The organism is Kibdelosporangium aridum (genome assembly GCF_900176515.1).
Taxonomy (GTDB): Bacteria; Actinomycetota; Actinomycetes; order Mycobacteriales; family Pseudonocardiaceae; genus Kibdelosporangium; species Kibdelosporangium aridum.
In genome coordinates, this window is record NZ_FWXV01000007.1 from 538,247 (window position 1) to 560,915 (window position 22,669).

The 22,669-nt window shown below is 66.3% G+C and carries 16 protein-coding genes; 11 read left to right on the forward strand and 5 right to left on the reverse strand.

Going from position 1 to position 22,669, the window contains the following annotated elements; all coding sequences use genetic code 11:
* Positions 1-10 precede the first annotated feature (10 nt).
* The 6 genes from B9C43_RS36045 (at position 11) to B9C43_RS36070 (ending at position 7,021) form a co-directional block, all read left to right on the forward strand.
* Positions 11-1,870, forward strand: coding sequence for a sialidase family protein (locus B9C43_RS36045; protein WP_084431157.1), 1,860 nt, complete (start codon positions 11-13; stop codon positions 1,868-1,870).
* 2 nt (positions 1,871-1,872) lie between these two features.
* Complete coding sequence (locus B9C43_RS36050) at positions 1,873-3,027, forward strand: sialidase family protein (protein WP_084431158.1); 1,155 nt, start codon at positions 1,873-1,875, stop codon at positions 3,025-3,027.
* Positions 3,024-3,935, forward strand: a complete 912-nt coding sequence (locus tag B9C43_RS36055) for a dihydrodipicolinate synthase family protein (RefSeq protein WP_084431159.1) — start codon at positions 3,024-3,026, stop codon at positions 3,933-3,935. The genes B9C43_RS36050 and B9C43_RS36055 overlap by 4 nt, the downstream gene beginning before the upstream one ends.
* Positions 3,932-4,609, forward strand: coding sequence for a FadR/GntR family transcriptional regulator (locus B9C43_RS36060; RefSeq protein WP_200825832.1), 678 nt, complete (start codon positions 3,932-3,934; stop codon positions 4,607-4,609). The genes B9C43_RS36055 and B9C43_RS36060 overlap by 4 nt, the downstream gene beginning before the upstream one ends.
* Positions 4,610-4,658: 49 nt before the next feature.
* Complete coding sequence (locus B9C43_RS36065) at positions 4,659-5,282, forward strand: hypothetical protein (protein WP_084431160.1); 624 nt, start codon at positions 4,659-4,661, stop codon at positions 5,280-5,282.
* A gap of 65 nt (positions 5,283-5,347) precedes the next feature.
* Positions 5,348-7,021, forward strand: a complete 1,674-nt coding sequence (locus tag B9C43_RS36070; RefSeq protein WP_084431161.1) for a protein-arginine deiminase family protein — start codon at positions 5,348-5,350, stop codon at positions 7,019-7,021.
* On the opposite strand, the gene B9C43_RS36075 is transcribed toward B9C43_RS36070, so the two are convergent.
* The 3 genes from B9C43_RS36075 to B9C43_RS36085 all read right to left on the reverse strand — a co-directional run bounded on the left by B9C43_RS36075 (position 7,018) and on the right by B9C43_RS36085 (position 14,713).
* On the reverse strand, positions 7,018-10,116 hold the full coding sequence (locus tag B9C43_RS36075; protein WP_084431162.1) for a CHAT domain-containing protein: 3,099 nt from the start codon (positions 10,114-10,116) through the stop codon (positions 7,018-7,020). The genes B9C43_RS36070 and B9C43_RS36075 overlap by 4 nt on opposite strands.
* Before the next feature lie 3 nt (positions 10,117-10,119).
* Complete coding sequence (locus B9C43_RS36080; protein ID WP_200825833.1) at positions 10,120-11,508, reverse strand: lipase/acyltransferase domain-containing protein; 1,389 nt, start codon at positions 11,506-11,508, stop codon at positions 10,120-10,122.
* 94 nt (positions 11,509-11,602) lie between these two features.
* The gene (locus B9C43_RS36085; protein WP_160096915.1) at positions 11,603-14,713 is read right to left on the reverse strand and encodes an ATP-binding protein; all 3,111 of its coding nucleotides are present in this window, start codon (positions 14,711-14,713) and stop codon (positions 11,603-11,605) included.
* 224 nt (positions 14,714-14,937) lie between these two features.
* Between B9C43_RS36085 and B9C43_RS36090 the strand changes: the two genes are divergently transcribed.
* The 4 genes from B9C43_RS36090 (at position 14,938) to B9C43_RS36105 (ending at position 19,894) form a co-directional block, all read left to right on the forward strand.
* Positions 14,938-17,358 carry an EAL domain-containing protein gene (locus tag B9C43_RS36090; protein ID WP_143446829.1) on the forward strand — a complete coding sequence of 807 codons (2,421 nt, stop codon included), beginning with the start codon at positions 14,938-14,940 and terminating at the stop codon, positions 17,356-17,358.
* A 155-nt stretch (positions 17,359-17,513) separates the two neighbouring features.
* Positions 17,514-18,446 (forward strand): hypothetical protein, encoded by a 933-nt coding sequence (locus tag B9C43_RS36095; protein ID WP_084431235.1) that lies wholly within the window; start codon positions 17,514-17,516, stop codon positions 18,444-18,446.
* Between the two features lie 18 nt (positions 18,447-18,464).
* Positions 18,465-18,800, forward strand: a complete 336-nt coding sequence (locus tag B9C43_RS36100; protein WP_051896805.1) for a hypothetical protein — start codon at positions 18,465-18,467, stop codon at positions 18,798-18,800.
* A 110-nt stretch (positions 18,801-18,910) separates the two neighbouring features.
* Positions 18,911-19,894, forward strand: a complete 984-nt coding sequence (locus tag B9C43_RS36105; RefSeq protein ID WP_084431164.1) for a hypothetical protein — start codon at positions 18,911-18,913, stop codon at positions 19,892-19,894.
* A 63-nt stretch (positions 19,895-19,957) separates the two neighbouring features.
* Here B9C43_RS36105 and B9C43_RS36110 read toward each other — a convergent pair whose 3' ends face one another.
* Complete coding sequence (locus B9C43_RS36110; RefSeq protein WP_084431165.1) at positions 19,958-20,905, reverse strand: GNAT family N-acetyltransferase; 948 nt, start codon at positions 20,903-20,905, stop codon at positions 19,958-19,960.
* Between the two features lie 151 nt (positions 20,906-21,056).
* Between B9C43_RS36110 and B9C43_RS36115 the strand changes: the two genes are divergently transcribed.
* Positions 21,057-21,581 carry a MaoC family dehydratase gene (locus tag B9C43_RS36115; protein ID WP_084431166.1) on the forward strand — a complete coding sequence of 175 codons (525 nt, stop codon included), beginning with the start codon at positions 21,057-21,059 and terminating at the stop codon, positions 21,579-21,581.
* Here the strand turns inward: B9C43_RS36115 and B9C43_RS36120 are convergent.
* Positions 21,566-22,597, reverse strand: a complete 1,032-nt coding sequence (locus B9C43_RS36120; RefSeq protein ID WP_084431236.1) for a Gfo/Idh/MocA family protein — start codon at positions 22,595-22,597, stop codon at positions 21,566-21,568. The two genes, B9C43_RS36115 and B9C43_RS36120, sit on opposite strands and share 16 nt — an antisense overlap.
* Positions 22,598-22,669: the final 72 nt, after the last annotated feature.

The window sequence follows — 22,669 nt, forward strand, 5'->3', positions numbered from 1 at the left end:
AGGACGATCCGTGCGCAAGACACTGCTGTTGTCAGTGCTGTTAGCCGGGGTGCTGACCGCACCGCAGCCTGCCTCCGCCACTCAGCCGTACCTTCATGAACAGGTTGTCTTCAAAGCCTCACAGGAGCAAGGCTATTGGTGTTTCCGCATTCCCGCGGTCGTGAAGAGCGCCAAGGGGACGCTGCTGGCCTTCGCCGAAGGACGAGTACTCAACTGCGGTGACACCGCCGACATCGACGTCGTGTTGAAACGTTCGACCGACGGCGGCAAGACCTGGCTGCCGCTGCAGTTGGTCGACGAAGGCAAGGGCGACACGCACGGCAACCCTGTGCCCATTGTGGACAGCGTCACTGGCCGGATTTTCCTGTTCACCACGTACAACGCGGGCCGTAAGGACGACAAGGGTTGTGACGTCCCGTGCAAGCGGACACCGCACATGCAGTACAGCGACGATGACGGCGTGACGTGGTCGGCTCCGGTCGACATGAGCACGCAAGTCAAGCTCCCGCAGTGGGATTACTGGTACGCCAGCGGTCCCGTGCACGGGATCCAGTTGACCCGCGGCAGGCACGCCGGCCGCCTTGTCTTCGGCGTCTGCGGGGAGACCAGCGACAACGGATCCACCAAGTCGATCGCGAACGACGCGGCATTGGTCTACAGCGATGACCACGGCAAGACCTGGCAAGTCGGGGCCGTCGACAGCATCCAGTTCCCGGCCGGGGGCACGTTCACCCAGAAGCCACAGGAGATCACGGTCACCGAACTGGTCGACGGCTCGGTGTACGCGGGTGCACGTGAGCAGGGCGGGACGGACATAGGCAACCGCAGCTTCGCCATCAGCAAGGACGGCGGTGAGTCGTTCAGCACGCCGTTCCAGGCGATCCCTGACCTGGTGACACCGACGGTGCAGGGCGCTGTGCTGCGGTTGCAGCGGTTCGGCCGCCCGGATCGCATCCTGTTCTCCTCGCCGTCGGACACCGACCGGCGCCGGTGGATGATGATCAGGTCCTCGTACGACCACGGCCGGACCTGGGAGAACGCCGAACAAGGCACTCGGATCACGTCCGACTGGTCCGGCTACTCCGACATGGTCCAGATCAGCAGTCCCTTGGCGCGGTCGACCGAGATCGGCCTGCTCTACGAGGGCGGCCCAGTCGACGCCCGTGACGAGATCCGGTTCGCCCGGTTCAACGAGGACTACCTCGGCTGGCGCAAACCCACCGGCATGACCACGCCGGACGTCTCCAAGACCGGCAAGGATGCCTTTGCCCTGGGCAAACCAGCTTTGACTCGCGGCCGGTTCGGCTCAGGGATCGAACTGGACGGCGTCGATGACTACCTGCGCGTGCCTTATGACCGCGCGCAGCTTCCCGGCGATGGTGATCTGACCTTCAGTGCATGGTTCCGTTATGGCGAAACCAAAGGCGATCAGGCACTGTTGTGGCTCGGCGGGATGGGCAATACGGCGCCGCAGCTGTGGCTCAGGGCCGAACCCGCGAACAAGCGATTGGTCGCCAGGATGACCACGCCGAACGGCAGTGCGGCGATCAATTCCACGCAGGCGTACGACGACCAGCAATGGCACCACGTCGTGCTGCAACGCTCGGCAGGTCAACTGCTGCTGTGGGTCGACGGCGTCCAGGTCGCGTCCGGCCCCGCGGTGGCCGGGTCGGTCAGCGAACGGGTCTCGTTCCAGATCCACCTGGGCGAGCGGCAGGACTACCTGCAACGCTTCGACGGCACGCTCGACGAGGTCCGGCTGTACACGCGGGCGTTGTCCCCGGCCGAGCTCGACCGGCTTCGATTGTCCAATGTGGACATACGGGACCGTCAGGTGTTGCGGTTGCCGCTCGACAAGATCGGAGGCTGATCATGGTGTTACGTCCGATCGTCCTTTCCTTGCTCGCTTTCGCGACCCTGGCGCAGCCAGCGGCGGCCTCGCCGCGACCCGGCTGTACCTCCGTGCCGTACACCTCCGGGACCGAGGGGTATCACACGTTCCGGATCCCGGCGGTTGTTCGCGCCAAGTCCGGTGCGGTGCTGGCCTTCGCTGAAGGCCGGGTCGAATCGGCCGGCGACACAGGCGCGATCCACGTCGTACTGAAGCGTTCCTACGACGGCGGTTGCACATGGGGACCGATGTCGGTGGTGTCGGCCAACGGCAACGCGACGGCGGGCAATCCAGCGCCTGTCGTGCTGGCGAACGGTGACATTGTCCTGTTGACCACGCGTAACGGCCGGGTCACCGAGAAGGAGATCATGTCCGGCATGGTGTCCGCTGAGGACTCTCGCCGGGTTTTCGTCCAGCGCAGCAAAGACAACGGGCGCACGTGGACAGCGGCTCAGGAGATCACGGCGGTCGCCAAGAAGCCGGACTGGCGGTGGTACGCGACTGGCCCAGGACACGCGATCGTCCTGCGAAACGGGCGCATCGTCGTCCCGGCCAACCATTCCAGTGCGCCACCGGCCGGTTCGGCCGACATCGGCACCGAGCCGAAGTACTACGGCGGCCACTCGCTGATCAGTGACGACGGCGGCCGCACGTGGCGGATCGGCTTCTCCGAGGACCGGGTGAACACCGAAGTCGCGTCCAACGAGACAACGGTCGCCCAACTGCCCGACGGCAGGCTCTACTTCAACAGCCGTAACCAAGGCTCGCTCGGCGGTCGCGTTGACGCGATCAGCAACGACGGCGGCAGCACGCTCGTCGCGCCGTATCGTCCACAGACGACACTCACTATTCCGAAGGTGCAAGCCAGCGTCTTGCAGACGGTCCACCCTGGCTTGCTGTTGTTCTCCGGTCCATCGGATGCCGTTAGCCGCAGGGCAATGGCGATCCGCGTCAGCGCCGACAATGGACAGTCCTGGCGGCGGGCCCACGTGGTCTCGCCAGACCCTGCGGCCTATTCCGACCTCGTACAGCTCGGCAAATCCGTCGGCCTGCTTTACGAAACGGGTTCCGCCGGGCCGTACGAGACGATCAGGTTCACCCAGATCCCATTGCGCTCGCTGAAGGAGAAGCCTTGACTCAGCTCAACGGTGGCGTCGTTCCGCCCGTCTGCACCCCGCTGACGCCGGAACGAGAACTGGACGTCGCGTCGCTGGAACGGCTGGCGGCGTACCTGATCGAAGCGGGCATGCACGGCCTGTTCGTGACCGGGTCGACCGGAGAGGTCGCCTACCTGCCGGATGACATGCGACGGCAGGCCCTCGAAGTGGTCGTGGGTGTTGCGGCAGGCCAGGTTCCGGTGCTCGCCGGTGTCATCGACACCACGACACCACGGGTGATCGAGCACGCCCGGGCGGCCAAGGCGGCTGGCGCGGACGCGTTGGTCGCGACGGCTCCGTTCTACATTCCGACGCACCCTTCGGAGTTCCCTGGGCACTTCCGGGACATCCGGGCGGCGGTGGACCTGCCGCTGGTGGCGTACGACATCCCGGTGTCGGTGGGCCACAAGCTGCCGGCCGACGTCGTGGCCGAACTCGCCGCGGACAAGACGTTGGCCGGGTTGAAGGACTCGAGCGGCGACCTCGACGGGCTGCGCGCGGTCCTGGAGAACACCCCATCGGATTTCCAGTGCTTCTCCGGTTCGGAGACCAACGCCGACCTTGGCTTGTTCATTGGTGCGCACGGCCTTGTGCCCGGCATCGGCAACGTCGACCCGCACGGGTACGTCCGGCTCTACGACGCGGCCTTGCGACAGGACTGGGATGCCGCGCGGGTGGAGCAGGCCCGGTTGCGGCGACTGTTCCAGCTGATCTATGTCGGTGACGGGCGGATCGGCCGGTATTCGTCGGCGATCGGCGCGTTCAAGGAAGGTCTGGTGCTGCGTGGCGTGATCGCCAACGCCACCACGAGCAAGCCGATGATCCCGCTCGATGACGCCGAACGCGCGGCCGTGCGCCAGCACCTCGACGAGGCCGGGCTCTTGTGACCGCTGGACTGGGCCAGGCGATCCGCGACGAGATCACCGGGCTGATCCTGTCGCGGGGCCTGCGGCCGGGCGATCCGCTGCCCACCGAGTCCGAGCTGGTCGAGACGTTCGGAGTGAGCCGCAACTCGATCCGTGAGGCGCTGAAAGCGTTGCAGGCACTCGATATCGTCGAGATCCGGCACGGCCACGGCACGTACGTCGGCAATCTGTCGCTGGCACATTTCGCGGACGGCCTGACGTTCCGTGCCCTACAGGTGCGGTCGATGGCGGAGATCGTCGAGGTGCGGGAGGCGCTCGAGAACGCGCTGATCCGCCGGGTCGCCGCGATCGTTCCGGATGCTGACCTTGCCGCGCTGGACGACATCACCCACAAGATGGACGAGCGTGCCAAGGCCGGTGGGACCTTCGCCGACGAGGACAGGGAGTTTCACGAACTGCTGTACCGCTCCTTGGACAATTCGCTGGTGACGCAGCTGCTGCAGGCTTTCTGGGACGTGTTCCACAGGGTTGGGCACAGCCTCGGTGTCACGGATCCGGATCCAGTGCAGACCGTTCGGCGGCATCGCGCGATCGTGGCGGCCTTGCGGGACCGCGATGTCGATCGGGCCGAGCGGGCGATGACCGAGCACTTCCGGAATCTGGACTTCCGGGTAGCCCAGATCCGGTCGCGGTGACGTCCGAAAATCGCCAGCCCGGCGACGATGATGCTGGTGGAGTGGAGGTATGCCGCATCGCAACCGCGTCACCCCCGCCGGGGACCTGATCACCACCCCGTACCGCGGGACCATGTACGGCAATCGGGGCGTCCTGCACAACGACGACCTCGTCATCGTCCGGCGCCACCAGGTCCGCCGGTGGCTCGTGTGCGTGCTGGAGTTCCGGGGCCGCCGTCGCAAGATTCTGCAGCCGCGCCGCTATACCGAGCTGTTCTTCCACGACGAGGCTGTTGCCCTGGCCGCGGGGCATCGTCCGTGCGCCGAGTGCAGGCATGGTGACTATCAGGCTTTCCGGGCGGCGTGGACCACCGGGCTTGGCCTGCCACAACCACCAAGTGCCGATTCGATGGACCTGGTCCTGCATTCCGAACGCGGACTGGTCGACGGCGTGCGTATGACGCACAAGGCACTGCCCGAGGAACTCCCGGACGGGGTTTTCATCCGGTGGCGAAATGGCTATTGGTTGGTGCATGGCCGGAAGCTGCACCGGTGGACGCCCGCGGGCTACGCCGAACGGGAGGATCTTGTCGGCGGCCCCGTTGACGTTCTGACCCCTTTGTCCACTGTAGTCGCACTTCAGGCGGGTTATCGCCCCATTGCCGACTTGCCCGAGGGCGCCACGGCGGGCTGACAGGATGCCGTCGACCGGCGGCGTCGGTAGCGTCCTACCTGGACACAGATCCAGGGAGGCGCATCATGGGGTTCAAGGCAGTCGGCGTTGCCGCCACGGTGGTCCTGGTGACGAACGGGATGGCTGCCAGTGCGGCGGAGCCCGCGTTGCACGGCGACACGATCTTCTTGCCCAATGTGGATGACGACTCGCGCCGATGTCCGGTCTCACCGACTGATCTGGACGCGTCGGGTGCGGAGGTCGACGCGAAACTGGTTTCCTGCAACGATGCTGGCGATGACAAGGTGAACGGCCGGCAGGACGAGGCCGACCTCGCGCGGCTCACCGCAGGCAGAGTCGGCGGGCGGTCCGGGCGGATCACTGTGGACAGTCAAGCGCGGGTTTTCGTGCGGCGCGGCGGTGTTTTCGACGCCGACACCCGGCTTTCCGAAGCCGAGTTGCGGCAAGGCGTGCAGTTGGGCGTCGAAGGGCGCGACATCATCCGTGACCCGGCCAAGTGGGACGGCTGGGTGACAGTCACGTTCACTGTCGATGGCCAGGTGAAGGCGCGGCACCGGATGCGGGTCGCCCCGCTGGTGCTGCAGAACGACCTCCAACCGGTGACGAAGGTCTTCGCGGCCGCTCCCAACCTTGGTCACGGGCTCGGCGGAGCGTCCGCCCCGCTCGCCGCGCAGTTCCCCAGCGAGTGGGAGAAGTTCAGCACGCCACTGGCCCAGGAGGCGGACACCCAGTTCATCCAGGGCACCGCGAAGTGGTGGAAAGACGTGTGGTGGCAGGACCTGTTCGAGCCCGCCACGGCCAGCATGCCGACCAAGGACGGCATCCAGACCATGCGGGTGGCCATCCGGTCGGCGAACATCTGGCAGGTGCCCGACGCACAGGGCAACCTTGTGCCGACTCCGCGACCGTCAGGCCGCTTGTTGTTCCGCGACTTGCGTGGGCCGGATGTGGGTGTCGTCCAGCAGTACACGGTCGAGGACCGGCAATTCATCACTGACTTGCGCAGTGCCACCGGCAACATCGAGTCACTGCCGCCCTATGAGGGACACCCGCAAGGGCGCATGGTGTACGGCACCGGCCAGTCGATGCAGCCCGACGCCACGTTCATCACAATGCTGACCGCGCAAGGACAACAGCCGCCCGTGGTGATCGATACGTCATGGCTGCTCGTCGGGCACGCTGACGAGACCATGCATGTGATGCGCGCCAACAACTCCCGTGGCTGGACGTTGATGGTCGCCGATCCCCGGCTGGCCGTCAGCCTGTTCAAGGATGTGCCCCGCGAGACCAGGTTCTTCGAGAAAACCTCGACACAGTACAAGCCTTCCGTTGGTGAACTGGTGGACGACGCGGCATTCCTCGCCGGCAACGAGGAAGCCGCGCGGCACATCGACGACCAGGTCAAGATCATGCTGGCGGAGACCGGGTTGCGTGCGGAGGAGCTGATCCGGGTGCCGGTGCTGTTCCAGAAGGCGCCGATGTTCATGGCGTTCACCCCGGGCATCCCGAACGGGCTCTCGGTGACCGACCGAGTCTTCGCGGCACCTGACCCGCACGGCCCGGTCGTCAGCGGCCAGGACGTCTTCCGGCAGGCCACGGAACGCGCGGTGGCCGCGTCCGGCGTCCGGATCCGCTGGGTCGACAACTACCTGTGGGCACATATCGGTGGCGGCGAGGTGCACTGCACCACCAACGCGTGGCGGGACACCAGAACCGCGCAACCGTGGTGGACGTCCTAGGCCACCTCCGGAAGCCGGTCGGCAAGACGGCTCACGAGGTCCGACCGCGTGTCGCTCAATTCCATTGACCGGCTGTGGGATTGGGCGGCCCGCAGGGCGACTCGCAGCCGCGCCCTGTCGTGGGTGGACAGTTGCTCGAGCATCTCGTCCGCGGCTTCCAGCGCGAGCAGTTGTTCCAGCGGGCTGCGCGGCTCGGTGATGCCGTCGATCACGATGTCCGGGTTGCCCAGGTCGGGACGGGCCTTGGTGATCACAAGGGCGATCAGCCTACGGCCGTCGTCCCCGGTGTTCCACAGCGCCCGGGGTTCGTCGGAGGTGAACCTGCGGCGGCGCGCCAGCGCCCCCACCCGTGCGTCCAGCTTCCTGAACTCGGCCTCGTTGACCCGGCCAAGTTGTTGCACGCACAGGCGTTTGTACGCGCTGTGCAGCGACTCTGGGTTCTCGTACCGCTCGACCCCGACTTTCTTGATCTTACGGGCGGTTCGCAGCCGTTCCAGCAACGGCACGACGAGGCCGGCCTTCATGCCGGTCTCCGCCAGCAAGGCGTCCAGCTCCAACGGTCCCCATTCCAGGGCGTCGAGCAGCAATTGGGCCCGGACGTGGAACAGCGCGGCTTCCAGGTTGAGCTGTCCGTCGGACGCCGTTTCGACAAGCACCTGGCGGACGTCCTGTGCCTTGAGGTTGCGGTCGGTCGCCCACACCAGGATCGCCGCTTCGAGCAAGGCCTCCGCCGTCTCGGAACCATCGGCGGCGAGCGGGGCCCCGCCGACCGTGAGCACGTCCCCGCTGACCTCGATGACCAGCCGGTTCTGCGCGGCTGCCCGCTCGACGATCTCGGCCCACTGCGCCGACGCACCGAAGTCGTAGTCGACCATGATCACGTTGGCGCCCGCGTCAAGTACCTGGTTGACCCACGCGATGACGTCATCGGCCAACGGTGTCGGCGAGTCGTAGAACGGCGTCCGGAGTACCAGCAACTCGGCCAACGACAGCGATCGGTCCGAACTGGACACCCCAGCCATCCGGCCGGCCACGTTGTTCTCCGCCGCCGCACGGGTCATCCGTTCGACGAACTGCTCCGCCTTGCGGACGGTGTGCGGCCCGGCCACTGCGACCCGCACGACGTGCGGACTGACCGGGCTCTCCATGTCCGGCACAGCGCTGTCGCCGAACAGGGGTGGCGCGGCTTCCGGCCCGGTCGCGGTGACCGAGCCCGCGATCTGGCGGACCAGGTCGGGCACCTCGTCGGTGATGCCGCGGTCCATGATCTCCTCGGCGAGCCGCTCCCACTGTTCCAGGTGCGGGAGTTTGGCGTAGTACCCGCACAGTTCGGCCTTCTTGATCCGGGTGAGCACCGGCAGGTTGCGGCGGATCCACTGCCAGACCTCGTCCCACGACAACGCTTGCAGCCGGATCGTGCGGGCTTCACCGGGTCCGAGCGGTGCGGTGAGCACGCTCAGTTCGTCCGTGGCGATGACCGCGAGCCGGGCTGAACCACGGCGCATGGTGATCAGGCCGAGGGCGTGCGCCAGCCGCTCGCTTGCCCCGGTCGGGCGGCGCAACAGGTCGCCGTCGTCGATGACCAGCGCGAACGGCACCCTGGCGAGGTCTTCGAGCAGACGTTCCCACCACGCGTCGGAGTCCAGCTTGCCCTGCCGCGCCGGGGTGACGTACCCGCTCGCGTCGATCCGCTCGGCGACCACTTTGGCCAGCTCCAGCACCGGATCCTCGGCGCTGAGCAAGCGTTTGGCACTGATGAACAGGCTGGCGATGCCCTCGTCCAGTTCCTCGATCGCCCGGTCCAGCAGCGAGGTCTTGCCGGTCTCCGGTGGACCGATGACCACGAGCAGCCGGGACGACGTGTGCCCGGACAGCATGTCCACGGCCTCCCGGATCTGGCTCAGCCGGGCGATGAACCGCAGTTCCCGTTGCCGGATACCGAGTTTCAGCGCCAAGTGGCGGCGTGGTGGCGGTGGCGTCGCTCGCGCGGCCGGGTTCATCAACTGGCCTGGCTCGCTGCCGCCGACGAACAGGCTTGGCACGGCCCAGTTGAGCAGCCGGGCTCCGTCGTCGGCGATCGCGTGCCGGGCGAGCCGCAACGCCTGGGCGACGGTCTGGCCGCCGGTGAGGGCCTCGTAGAAGAACTTGGTGAAGATCCGTTCCGTGCCGAACGGCAGGACTGCCTGCATTCCCACGACCATCGGGCACGCGTCCCGTACGCAGACGTCCGCTGTGGAGTATCGGTCCGGGGCGTCGTGCGCGCCCGCGGGCGCTCGTGCCGTTTCGCATCCGGCGAACACAGCGAGCCGCAGGTCGGGCATTTGCTGGAGCAGCATCGCGAAGTCCTGGCTACGCACCAGCAGTCCGCGGCCGCCGCGTTGCTGCAGCCTGAGTCCGTACGGGTTGGCGTGTCCGAGGTAGTGCACGACATGGAAGCCACGGCGCTCAGCGCACATCCGTTCGCGCAGCCGCTCGATGGTCGGCCGGTCCTCCACGACCACGTTCAGCAGGCCTCGGTCGACCAGCGGCTGCAACGTGCTGAGCAGGCTGCGTTTCTCGGCCCACAGGTCGAACGGGGTCTCGGTCTCGTTCGGATCGGCGATCAGCGGGCTGGACATCACCAGCAGCACGTTCAGCGGCGGATCGACCGTGGCTTCGCGCACCGGATACGTCCGCGAGCGGCCGGCCCTCACCAGGTGCACGTCCCGTGCCATGGTCAGGAAACGGTTTGGTTGCTGAGGGTCGGGCATCAGCTCCCACGGCCAGGAACTGACCTCCTGCGGCGCGGCGAGGACCCGGACGAGCAACTGCACGCCGTCTGCCGCCGCGACTCCACGGGTCTGGGCGAGCAGGTTGGCGATGGCGGGCTCGCCGAAGACGAGGTCGTGCAGCACCTGCCCGACTTCGAGGGCACGATCGCCGACCTGGTGCGCCTGCCGGACGTTGGCGGTCAGCCACTCGGCGACGGACTCCGTGTCCAGGCGCCATTCCGGCGGGCGACGAGCCACGCCGAAGACCGAGCCCTGCCGGGACTGCGCGGACACCCATACATGTTTGCCCGCGCCGAGAACGCTGATATCAAACGGTTCGAACATCGCTCAGTCCCCCAGCGTCGTCAAATCGACGACGCTCACGACATCGGTCACCGGGCGAGCGCCGTCGCCGCCGATGGTCACGCGGTAGTCAGCGGGCGGCAGGTCGTACAGCTCGGTACGCCACCAGCCGTCGCCCAGATCGATCAGCGGCACACGTGTCGAGCCGCCGTTGAGCACAGGGGTCAAGGTCGCGACCAGTTCGGTGGCGGGCTGACGTGGCCGGGCACGGATCACCATCGGCTCGTCCGTGGAAACGTCCTGCACCTCAAGGCAAACGGCCTCGTCCTCGGCGGGAAAGACGTCGATCGGCGACTGTTCCGCACTTGTCACCACGCCCGCCACGTGATCAAGGACCGAATCGTCGTTCTGCAGCGACGCGTGCTTCTGGCTGACGAATGAGGCGTTCTGGTAGCCCTTGAGCAATTCGTGCGGTGCCGCGGAGACCATCGGTACGGTGCCGTCGCCGCCTTCTTCCCGCAAAGCGCGCATCGACAGCGCCTTGATTCCGCCGTCTTCCTGCCTCGCGGCCCATCCGGTGCGCTGAAAACTCCCGATCACCGGGCGGACGGTGTAGCCGTGATCACCGCGCTTGATCCGGTCGTCGACCGCTTTCCGCAATTCCCGGTGCACCGACAGGGAATCGGTCAACCTGTCGGCGTCAAGGCCTTTCCAGCCGACCTCGTCCAGATTGAGCCAGGTGTCATCCGGTCCGGCGAGGCACCGATAGGACGGCAGCAGCTGATACACCGACGTAAAAGACCGGATCATCTCGGACAGATCGACTGTGAACGGTCCCCAGCCTTTCACGAACCCGTTCTCAAGGAACGTCAGCGCGTTGATCGACCCCGAGTACGGCGTGCCGAAGGTGATCAGCGACCGGGTGTCTCGCCAGCCGTCGAGAAGCTCCAGGTAGAGCCGGGCGACCAGGCCGCCCATCGAGTGCCCGACCAGAACGAGCTTGGCATCCGGATTACCTGATTCGGTACGCCACGCGGCCAGCCAATCGTGGGCGTTGCGGGCCAGCTTGCGGGCCGCGACCCTGTTGTCACGCCGCCAGTCGTACGGCAGTTCGAAGTAGTTCTTCCCCGGCACGCAGCCGAGGTTTTCGATCATTCTCCGCTTGAACCGGGTGTATCCGTCGATCTTCCAGTCCAGGCCGGGCAGCAGGTGCAGATCCGGCATCACCCTGGTGGCGACCACGCCGTCGCCGAGATCGTCGACGGCCGGATCGTCGCCTGCCAGCGTAAGCCGTTTAATGCTGCGGCCAAGCGAAAGAACCGCGCGCAGTGCCGCACCGGCCGATGGCGCCCAAACCTCCTTGCCGTCGCGTTCCAGCACGGATCCGGAGATACCGGGAATGAGGACGACCACGTCCCCGATGCCGTTGCCCATGATCTATCCCCTCGGCGAAGCTGATATGACAACCTCGGGGTGGATCTCGATGCCGTTACGGGGTTCCCAATCGATTCACCATAAAGAATTCGTCTCAGATATCGAACGGGGAATCGTTCTCCTCATCGATGTCGAAGCCGACCCGGATCTGGATGGCGTGCGGTTCGGTCAGCTCGTCGAAGATCTCCAGCGCCTGCCGCCACATCTCGTGCGCCTCGACCATCTCACCTGCGGCGGAGCACACCACACCGAGGTGGTGGCGGGTGATGGCCTCGCCACGGCGGTCGTTGATCTCCTCGCGCAGCACGAGCGCCTGCCGCAGGAACTGCTGGGCCGCTTCGTAGTCACCGGCCCGGTAGTTGGCGCAGCCGAGGTTGTCCAGCGTGTTGCCCTCGGCGAACTGGTCGCCGATCTCCTGGGAGATCCGCAAGGCCTGGTTGTAGTGCAGGATGGCGTCCTCGTGGCGGTTCAGGTCCTCGTAGACGTCGCCGAGGTTGTCCAGCACAGCGCCTTCGCCGTAGCGGTTGTCGATCTCCCGGCAGATCTGCAGTGCCCGTTCGTAGCATTCGATGGCCTGTTCGGAGCGTCCCAGTTTGCGGTGGATGTCGCCCAGGTTGCTCAGGGTCAGGCCTTCGCCGTAGCGCTCGTGCAGCTCACGCCAGATCTGCAGCGCTTGCCGGTAATGATCGACGGCTTCGTCCAGCCGCCGCAGGCCCCGGTACGCGCCGCCGAGGTTGCGCAGGGTGCTGCCCTCGCCGTACCGGTCGCTGATCTCGCGGAACATCTCCAGCGCACGTTGGTAGCACTCGATGGAGTCGTCGAAGTTCCGCAGCTTGCGCAAAGTGTTGCCGAGGTTGTCCAGCGTGCTGCCTTCGCCGTAGCGGTCGCCGACCTCGCGGCGGATCTGCAGCGCACGTTGGAAGTATTCGGCGGCCTTGGTGAACCACCGCAAGTCGTAGTAGGCGATGCCGAGGCTGTTCAGCGTCCACGCTTCGGCGTACGGGTCGCCGAGCTTGCGCGTGGCCTGTAAGGCGATCTTGTGCACGCTGATCCAGTCCGCCCAGTGCTTGCGCAGGTTGAAGAAACCCAGCAGCGCGGCCGGGAGCTTCCACGCCACGGCGTACTCCCCGGCCTGTTCGGCCTGCCTGGTCGCGGCGACCAGGTTGGCACGTTCGGCTTTGAACCACGTCAACGCCTCGTGGTAGGTCTCGAACGCCTCAGGCTCCTGCACACCGGTCAAACTGGGCAGTGCGGCGCGACGGCGTTGCGGGGCAAGGACCCGGGCGGCGGCGTCGGCGCTGTACAGATACCAGTTGAGGACCCGGCGGACGGCTTCGTCGCGCTCCGGCTCGGTTTCCGCGCCCTCCGCGCACTCGGCCGCGTACATCCTGAGCAGGTCGTGCAGCCGATAGCGGTCGCGGCCGACCTCTTCCAGCATGTGCGCGCCCGCCAACGTGCCCAGCAGTTGCCGGGCTTGCGCGGGCGGCAGGTTCGCGAGCGCACCCGCGGCCGCGATGCTCATCTCCGGCCCGGGATGCAGTCCGAGCAACCGGAACACCCGGGCGGCGTCCGGGTGCAAGGCGTTGTAGCTCCACGAGAACACCGTCCGCACAGCTGCCGACCCGTCCCCGTTGGACAACTGGTCGAGCACACGGTTCTTCTCATCGGACAGTTCGCTGACCAGATCAGCCAGGCGGGCGTTGTCGTCGCCGGCGCAACGCTCGGCCACGATCCGCAACGCCAACGGCATGTAGCCGCACAGTGCGGCCAACTCCGCGCAGGCTTCCGGCTCGGCCGCCACCCGCTGTTCGCCGACGATCTCCGTCACCAAGGCGATCGCGTCCGGCTGCGGCAGCACGTCGAGGTTCACGCGGACCGCGCCGTCCCACGCGATCAGCTCTTCCAGCCGGTTGCGGCTGGTCACCACGACAAAGCACGTCGAGCGGCCGGGTAACAGCCTGCGCACCTGGTCGGCGCTGCGGGCGTTGTCCAGCACGACCAGAACCCGCTGCCCGGCCACCACCGACCGGAACATCCTGGCCTGTTCGTCCAGGTCAGCGGGGATGCGCTGGGCGTTCACGCCGAGCGCGCCCAGCAGTTTGCGCAACGCGTCCGCCGGTGACATCGGCCGCTGGTGCGGATCGAACCCACGCAGGTTGAGATACAGCTGGCCGTCGGGGAAACGATCGGCCATCCGGTGCGCCCAGTGCACAGCCAACGTCGTCTTGCCGACGCCTGCCGGACCGTCGATCACCGCGACGCCGACCTTGTCGAGAAGACCGTCGAGCCGGTCGAGTTCACCGTTGCGCCCGCTGAACCCGGGAACGTCGTTGGGCAGTTCCCGCGGCGAATGCCAGTCCACGATCCGGGCCTTGGGCGTGACGACCCGGCCGACGACCGTGCGCATCAACGGCTGCAAGCGATCCAGCAGACGCGGACGTGATTCCGCGGGCGGCAGCGCGGGATAGGCCGCGGCGGGCAGCTCGTCCGGCCGGAAACCCCACTCCTCCCGCATTTCCTCGCCGTCGTGCAGGGAACTCGCCACGATCGAGTCCGACGGCAGGCCGTAGCGGCGGATCTCCACGTCCACGTCGGCCATCGCCTGGCCAGGCTCGGACGTGGGCGTCAGCAGGTCGTCCGGTACGCGGATCCACGCGGGCGTCATGCTCTCCTCTTTGACGCCGACGAAGACCTCGCGGTAGGTGTCCGGCCGGATCGCCGGGTCGGGCTCGACGACCTGGTGGTAGAACCAGTCCGACACCATCAGCGTGAACACCCCGCGCGACGCCGCGAGAACGGCCTTGAGCGCGGGCGCGTCCAGCATCCGGCAGACGAAGTTGACCGTGTGCCCGGCAATTCCCCGGTCGTCGAAATCGATCTTGCCGACGTGCACGGCCACCCGCAGCCGGATCCGCGCCTCGGCGGCGTAGATGGCGTTGTTGCGGCGCAGCGCGGCGGCGAGCCGGTGCGGCAACTGGTCGACCAGGTTGACGTGCGCGATGTCCGGCGGGACGAGGATCAGCACGCCGTCGCCTCTGTCCTGGCTGGTGTCGCAGTCCTGCCAGGGAATTCCGGCCTCGTTGAACCCTTGCTCGAGCGACTCGTACAGGTTTCGCCGGACGGCGGTCTGCAGCAGGTCCGTCCGGCTGGAGAACCCCTCTACGTCGACCGCGACGATGGCCCGGTGCACGCCAGGTCGAGGCATGTCTGTCCCTCCCCTCAAGACACCCCCAGAAGTTACACAGTAGCTCTGTGCCGCACAGGTCACAGATCCTTCTCGCGAACAAGGTGACAATTGTCTGTCCTTTCCCTCTGGTCGAGTGGGACGGACCATCGGCGACCGCGAGGTTGTGCCGCTTGCGTTCGCGCGGACAATCCCGGTCGGCGGTGCACAGAGCGGTGTTGTTCGCGAACAATTCGGGAGCGTCGATGACCAGGGCACGCCGCAGGCGACCCGGCCACCCGTGGGCCGCGTTGAAGGGCACCGACCCGGCGTTGCACGAACTCGCGCACTACCTGCGCGGCCTGATCGACAACGCGGGCAAGACACTGCAGCAGCTGGCATCGGATCTTGAGTGCAGCACATCGACCATGTCGAAGCGGCTCAACGGCAGCATGCTGCCCGAGCAGAAGTTCGTGCGAGCCGTCGCGCGGGTGTGCGCGCCGGACGCGGCAAGTCTGGACAAACGCTTGACCGAGGCCGGTATGCGGTGGGAGAAGGCGCATCGCAACCAGGGTCACGTCACCGCCACGCGAGCAGCGGACGACGCCCGCGCGATGGTGATCGCGACCCAGCAGCAAGTCATCCAGGCGCACGAACAACTGCACGAAGCCAATCTCCAGCTGCTCGCGAGTGAGCGCGCCGAGCAACGGACAACGAAGATGATCTGGGTCTTGACGTCGCTGCTCGGCCATGTCATGCGTCGCGTGCAGGAGGTGACCGCGCAACGCGACGCCGCCGAACGCGACCTGACCGAGATCCACCGGCGAACGCAGGACCAACTCGATCGGGCGACGGCTGAACACGAACGTGCGCGGTGTCTAGTGCGTGCCGCGGAGAACAAGGTCGCGGTGCTGCACGGAAAGCTTCGCGCGTTGACCGCGCCGGATGAGGTGCGGTCGGTCGTTGACGAGCAGGCGGAGATCGACGATCTGAACGCCGGGCTCGACCGGATGCACCGGCTGCTGGACGAGCAGGAGGAAGAACTCAACCGGCTCACCGAGCAGATCGAGCCGTTCGAAACCGCTGGGGCGACTTTCGAGGATCTCGCGGAGGCGTCCTTCGACGGCATCATCGTCACGGACACGGCGGGGCGCTTCATCCGGACCAATGAAGCGTTCCGCAAGATGATCGGCCACACCGCGGACAAGCTGGCCGAGCTTTCGTTCTTCGAGCTGATTCACCCGAGCAACCGAGAGTCGCTGGCGGTTCAGTACCAGAACCTGATCGACGGTCGGAAACATCGGGCCCTGCTCAGCACCCGGCTGGTTCTCGTTGACAGCACGGTCGTCCGGGTCGACCTCGTCGCGACTCTGCTTCGCCGCTCGGGAGCCTCGTCACAGATCCTGACCGTTGTCGAGGACAACACCGAACTGCGGTTGCTTCAGGATGAGCTTTCCCGTCAGTCGCTGTACGACGTGCTGACTGGCCTGCCGAACCGGCAATACTTCGCGACTCGTCTGGAAACCGCGCTGCGGCGGCAGGCCTCCGGCACTGTCGTGACCCTGTACCACATCCAGCTCGACGCGTTTTCCTTGATCAGCGCCGGGCTCGGGCGCGCAGTCAGCGACAAGTTGCTCATGCTGACCGCGCAACGGCTCAAGGCTATGTTCGCAGCCGAAGACGCGATGGTCGCTCGCTTCGACGGTGACGAATTCGCCGTTTTCGTTGCGAACAAGCCCGACAGCCCTGACATCATCACCACCATCGCCTTGATCAACGAGGAGCTGTCTGAGTCACCTGTGTACTTCGATGGCCGCGGTGTCGCGACCACCGCGTGCATCGGTGTCGTAGATCGGCCACCCGACGACATGGATGTGGCCGAAGTACTTCGCGCGTCGGCGATGACGTTGGCCCGGGCGAGAAACAAAGGCTTCCGGCAGTGGGCGATGTTCGATCCGAACCGCCACATGGGTGATGTCGAGGCGTCGATCCTCGCCGCGCAACTGCCGGGCGCACTCGAGATGGGCGAAATCGTCGTGACCCACCAGCCCGTTGTCGATCTGGCCACCAACTCGGCCGTGCGTTCGGAACTGGTTCTGCGTTGGGATCACCAGACGCACGGCGTCATTCCACACGATCAATGCGTCGAACTGGCCGAACAGACCGGTTTCAGCTCGACGCTTGGTTCAATGCTGCTCACCACGACGTGCCGCGAGCTTCGGGCGGCGCCAGACATCCCGCTGAGTGTGAATCTGACCAGACAACAGTCGGCCGACATGGAATTGGTGAGCATCGCCCTTCGGTCGTTGGACCTCAACCGGGTGCCGCACGAACGGCTCTGGCTCGGCATGCCGCTCGATCTGTTGTCCGATGAGAGTGATGAGGCCGCGGACAACCTCCGGGTGCTCGCCGATCTTGGCATCGAGTTCATCGGGCTGAACTTCACCGGTTCATTGCGGGACTTGGCGTGCCTTGAGCGCTTCTCGCTCAGGGGAGTCCGGATCTCCGCCGCTCTGTCCCACACCACCTTGCACGTGGCGAACCTGGTCCACCATGCCGGAGCGCTCCTGATCGTCGACGGGATCGCCACCGAGGAACAAGCGGACTGGTGGCGGCACGCCGGAGCCGATCTCGCCTCGGGTCCGCTGTGGGGTCCACACGGGACACAATCGTTCCGGTTGGACTGAGTTTCGCCGTTGCGCGAAGGTACGAACCTCCGGGGCGACCCTGCTCACCCGCAGTCCACAGTAGACGAAAAAGCCGTCGCTCGAACGGCGGTAAGCACAAGGCAAGTACCTGGCCACAATCCGATCCCTGAGCCGCGAACGAATGGGGATCGATGATGTTGAAGATCACGGCGGATGTCTTCTCCGGCAGGCCGAATCCCGCGTGGGAGGTCAGCGACGAGAACGAGATCCGGGCCACGCTCCGGGAACTGACCTCGGGTGCGGCGTTGCTCACCGCCGACACACCGCCGGGCGGGCTTGGCTTGCGCGGGTTCAGGCTGGAGCCGCACGCCGACGAACTGGCGTCCGACTTCGGCATCGGCAGCCCGATGTACCTCCCGGTCGGCCCGCAAGCGCTTGGTCCGCGGGCAGCGGAACTGGCCGAGCGACTGATCAACCTCGCCGATCGTGGAGAGGCGCTCACCATCGAAGGCGCGCCCGCACTCGAAACCTCCGCGACCGAGCTGCTGACCGCGCAACTGCAGGAAGTCAGCCAGCTCTCCCGAAGCACCATGACCGACACCGACCGGGCGACCCCCGAGGAAACCGTGGGAGCGGAAGCAACCTGTTTCTACGACCGCACCGCGTTCAACCCGGGTTTCTGGAACAACGACGCGACGGTCATGCGATGCAACAACTGCTACAACTACGCGAGCAACTGGCGCACCAACACCTTCGCGCAACCCGGCCTCGGGTGTGGCAGCATCTACCAGTCGATCAACTGCAACGAGGTCACCAGAGCGGCGCTGTGTGACGGCATGCATCACCGCTTCGACTGCTTCCCCGACTCCGAGATTCCGCGCAACCTGGTGGCGTTGGTCATCGCTCCCCCGCCGGCGTTCGGAAACGGCGACTACCACTGGTTCCGCTACCACCTCGAAGGGTTCTGGGGCCACAAACCCGGCGGGACCGCGGCGCGCAACTACGACAACAGCGGCGTGGTGATCAACAACCCGGAAACTGCCAACCGTGGGCCGTACACTATCTTCTGCGGCTACTTCTACGGCTGCAACACCCAACGACAACGCATCCGCGGCTTCGGTTGCTGATGAAGATCCGGTGAAGGCATGGACGTCCAGATCGACGTGTTCAGCGGGCGGCCGAACCCCACGGTCCGCCTCGGCCCCGCGGCCGAGTTCGTCCAGCGGCTTGCCGGTCTGCGGCCGTCGGCGGGCAGGCCGAGGGAAGGCCTCGGCTACCGCGGTCTGTACGTCCTGCCCGACCCGGATTCCCCGTTCACCGAGGTGTTCGTGTCCGGCGGCGTGGTGCTCGTGCGTGACCGCGACGGACACGAACAGCTCCTCGCCGATCCCGGCCGGGAGCTGGAACGCTGGCTCATCGATGCCATCTCGTCCGAAGTGGACCCGAACCTGCTCGCCAGCCTGCACGACGATCTGCCGTAGCCGGAAGGCCTCCAGGAGAAAACCGCAAGCGCGGCTCGCTCCAATGGGCGACACCGTTGTCGACCTGGAGGGAACCGGACGTGCGAAGAGCTGCGTCATCTATTTTCGGCATGGCAGTGGTGGTGGCGCTGGTCTGCGTCCCACCGGCCATGGCCGCCACCAGCTACACCTTCCAGCCACAGACCATACTGGCGCCGAGAGTTCCCGCACCGGAGGAACAACGCAAACCCGAACAGAACGTCGTCCCGGTCGGCAGTGTGTCGCTGGCCATGTCCAGTACGCAGACCGCGGTCATCAAGTCGGTCATGCGGTTCAACTCGGCGACCGGGCGGGCGCTGGCCGACAACGAGATCATCTGCAAGTGGCCGGGCGGCGGCAAGAACATGGTCATCGGTCAGAACATCCTGCCGGACACCGGGAAGTACCCTGACCTGGAAGACATCGAACTGACCACCCAGTACCTCGTGCACCCGGGTGTCGCGACGACGGTCACCTGCACCGCCCAGGTCAGGTCGATCTCACTGGGGTACGACGACCGGTACTACAACCTCGTCGGCGGTTCGATCCAGTTCACCGACCAGTCCGTGGCCAACACCACCACCGGGCAGCCCATCCAGGCCAGCGTCGCCAGGAACACCTCGATCGACTCGGCCAGCCCCGTTCTGCGCATTCCCGCGACGAACACTTTCGACATCGCACCGGGATTCAAAGGGCTGAAGGTCTTCGGGGACAGCAACTACATGGTCGTCAAGCCCTGCGCTGACTGCACGACGGGCGCGTCCACGGCGAGGTTCACGCTGTTGGTCAACCAATGGAAGGCCGACGGCACCGTCTGCCACAGCGATTCGACCACGCCGATCACCAAAACGATGCTCTACAGCGTTCACCACGTCTACGTTCCGCTGACCAAACAGTTCGAGATCAAGACCGATCCGGGGTGCGTTCCGCGGTTCAACGCCTACGTCAAGGTGGATTACATCTCCGGGTACGACGGCGCCACACACGGAATCGCCAAGGGCCTCACCGACTCGCGCGGCTCGGCGACGACGCATTCCTCGGACATGAGCCATATCTTCGCCGTGCCGTACAAGTGACGGCGTCGACCTCCAGGATCCAGACCGGAATCCAGCCCGGGCGTCTACTTCGGAGACGCCCGCTCAGGTCGGGATTTTGATGAGCGGCGCGTCCCTCGACAACTCCCGGAACCCGACGCTGTAGTACAGCCCGCGTGCCTGGGGATGTCCTGGTGCACCCAGACATGAGACCGTCATATGAGTGGCCCCGGCTGCCCGCGCAAGATGCATCCCGTGCAGGAGCATCGCCCTTGCCAGCCCCATTCGCCGGTAGCCCGGATGCGTCCCGACCGGCTCGAACTCGGCGGTCTTGTTCGCTTCGTCGAGCCACATGATCGTCGAGGACGCCATCGTCCCGTCCGGCGCCTCCACCAGGATGTGCAGATCGCCGCGATACGCCGCCGTCTGCCGGACGCCCTCGTAGCTCTCGGCCGTGTATGCCGTGGGAGCCCAGGCGTCCAGGTGGGCTTGGACCGCGGCATCCGGCCCGGCCTCGTCGGCGGTGCGAAAGCGGAATCCTTCTGGCAGTACCGGATTTTCCACGTCGATGAGGTCGCGCTCGTTGAGCTGGGTCCATGCCCCGGTGTCGCCGAGCGCGGCCGGATCGGTCTGATAGCCGTGCGCCGCCCACCGCTTCAGCGCGAACTCATCGGCGGCGCCCGGCAGCACCGTGCGCTCGATGTTCCCTGCCGTGGCGTCGTACCAGTCGATCACTTCGTCAATCAGCCCGGCGTGGTCGGGATGGACCTGATACGCCAGATAGGCGCCGGTCACGTCTTTCACCGACCCGTCGCTCCGCCTCACCTGGCGCGGAAGATGAGCCCAGCCCCACGCCACCAAATCCTCGCCGGAAAACCACAATCGACGCCGCCAGCTCGCGCGGTCGCTGGCGTGCCCCTTGCCCCAGTTCCACGCCAGCTCGCCGAACGACGCGTCGCTGTTCACCAGGTCCGGGCGCGTGGCGGTGACACGCTGCGCCAGACCTTGCATGAGCTGTACGTCCGCGGCGGTCACCAGCTCGACCTTGGCCATAGTGCGCCACTGTGTCAGGACGCCGGGAAAGCCGTCGAACCGTTTTCTCGTTGCTAGCCCTTGAGGTGAGCAGCTGCGTCGAACAGGACGCGGTTCGACGCGAGCAATGTCAATGATCTACCTGGTCATCGCGCGGTGACAGGATGGGCGCATGGGAAGGTACTTCGAGGACTTCGTGGTCGGGGATGTCTACAAACACCCGCTTGGCCGGACAGTGACCGAGACCGACAATTCCTGGCTCACGCTGCTCACCCAGAACACCGCGCCACTGCACTTCGACCGGCACTACGCCGCGCGGACGCAGTGGGGAAAGCCGCTCGTGGACTCGACGTTCACGCTCGCGCTGGTGACCGGGCAGAGCGTCGTGGACATCTCCCAGCACGTGATGGCCAACCTCGGCTGGGACCGGGTCCGGCTGCCGAACCCGGTGTTCGAGGGCGACACCATCTACTCGCAGTCCGAAGTGCTCAGTGCGCGCGAGTCGAAGTCCCGCGCGGACGTCGGCGTGCTCCAGGTCCGGACGGTCGGCTTCAACCAGGACGGGGTCATCGTGATCACGTTCGAACGAACCCTCCTGGTCTACCGGCGCGGCCACGGGCCCGACTTGGCGTCGGTCGAGCCCGTGTGGGACGAGCGGTCCCGCAAGGCCGCCGGTCTTGATCACTCGCCGGGGTAACGGACCCCCAGCTGGGCGCGGACGTTGTCCATCGCCTCCATGACCCGGACGGTGGCGTCGAGCGGGAAGACCGCCGACTCGGTCTTGCCCGCGGCGAAGCAGCGCGCGGCTTCGGCTGCCTGGTGCCGCAGGCCCGCGTGGCCCTCGTCGGCGACCTTCTCGTACTGGTCGACGAGGTTGTCGTCGCGGTCGTACATCTTGATCCCGGCCGGCATGTAGAACGTGCCGTCGATGTCCAGGCGGCCTGCCGTTCCGCACACCGACGCACTGGTGGCCGACCTGGCGAGCATCGAGGCGTGCAGGACGCCTTGCGCACCTGCCGCGTTGGTGACGACGACGGTTTCCTGGCTGTCGACACCCAGGTCGGTCAACGCGCCGACCGCGGTGATCGACGTGAACGGACCGAGCACGAACTCGGCGAACGACATCGGGTAAACACCCAGGTCGAGCAGGGCTCCACCGGCCAGCGCGGGGTTGGCGAGCCGGTCAGGGCCGCCGGGGTACAGCGGCTGGTCGTGGTCGGCGTAGACCGTGGTGATGTCGCCGATGACGCCGTTCTCGACGACTTGGCGGATCACGTCGTAGTGCGGCAGGAACCGGGCCCACATCGCCTCGATCAGCAACAGGTTCTTCGAACGAGCCAGCTCGACCAGCTCACGGGCTTCCGCGGCGTTGCGGGTGAAGGCCTTCTCGACCAGGACGGCCTTGCCCGCCTCCAGCGCGAGCCGGGCCTGGTGGAGGTGCTCGGAGTGCGGCGAGGCCACGTAGACGATGTCGACCTGCGGATCGTTCACCAGCTCCTGGTAGGAGCCGTACGCCGAGGCCGCCCCGAACTCGTCCGCGAACGCCTTGGCCCGCTCGGCGCTGCGTGACCCGACGGCGGTGATCTCCTGCCGCGTGCCCTGCCTGAGCGCGGTGCAGAACAGGTTCGCGATAAAGCCCGGCGCGAGGATCCCCCACCGCACGGCCGGCGCATCCATCGGGTCCGGCGTACGCGGAGCAGGAAGTGTGCTCATGGTCTTCAAATGTCCCTTCACGATGGACTGCGCAGGGTCTGTCACCTCATCATGCTTGGTAGCGGAACCGCT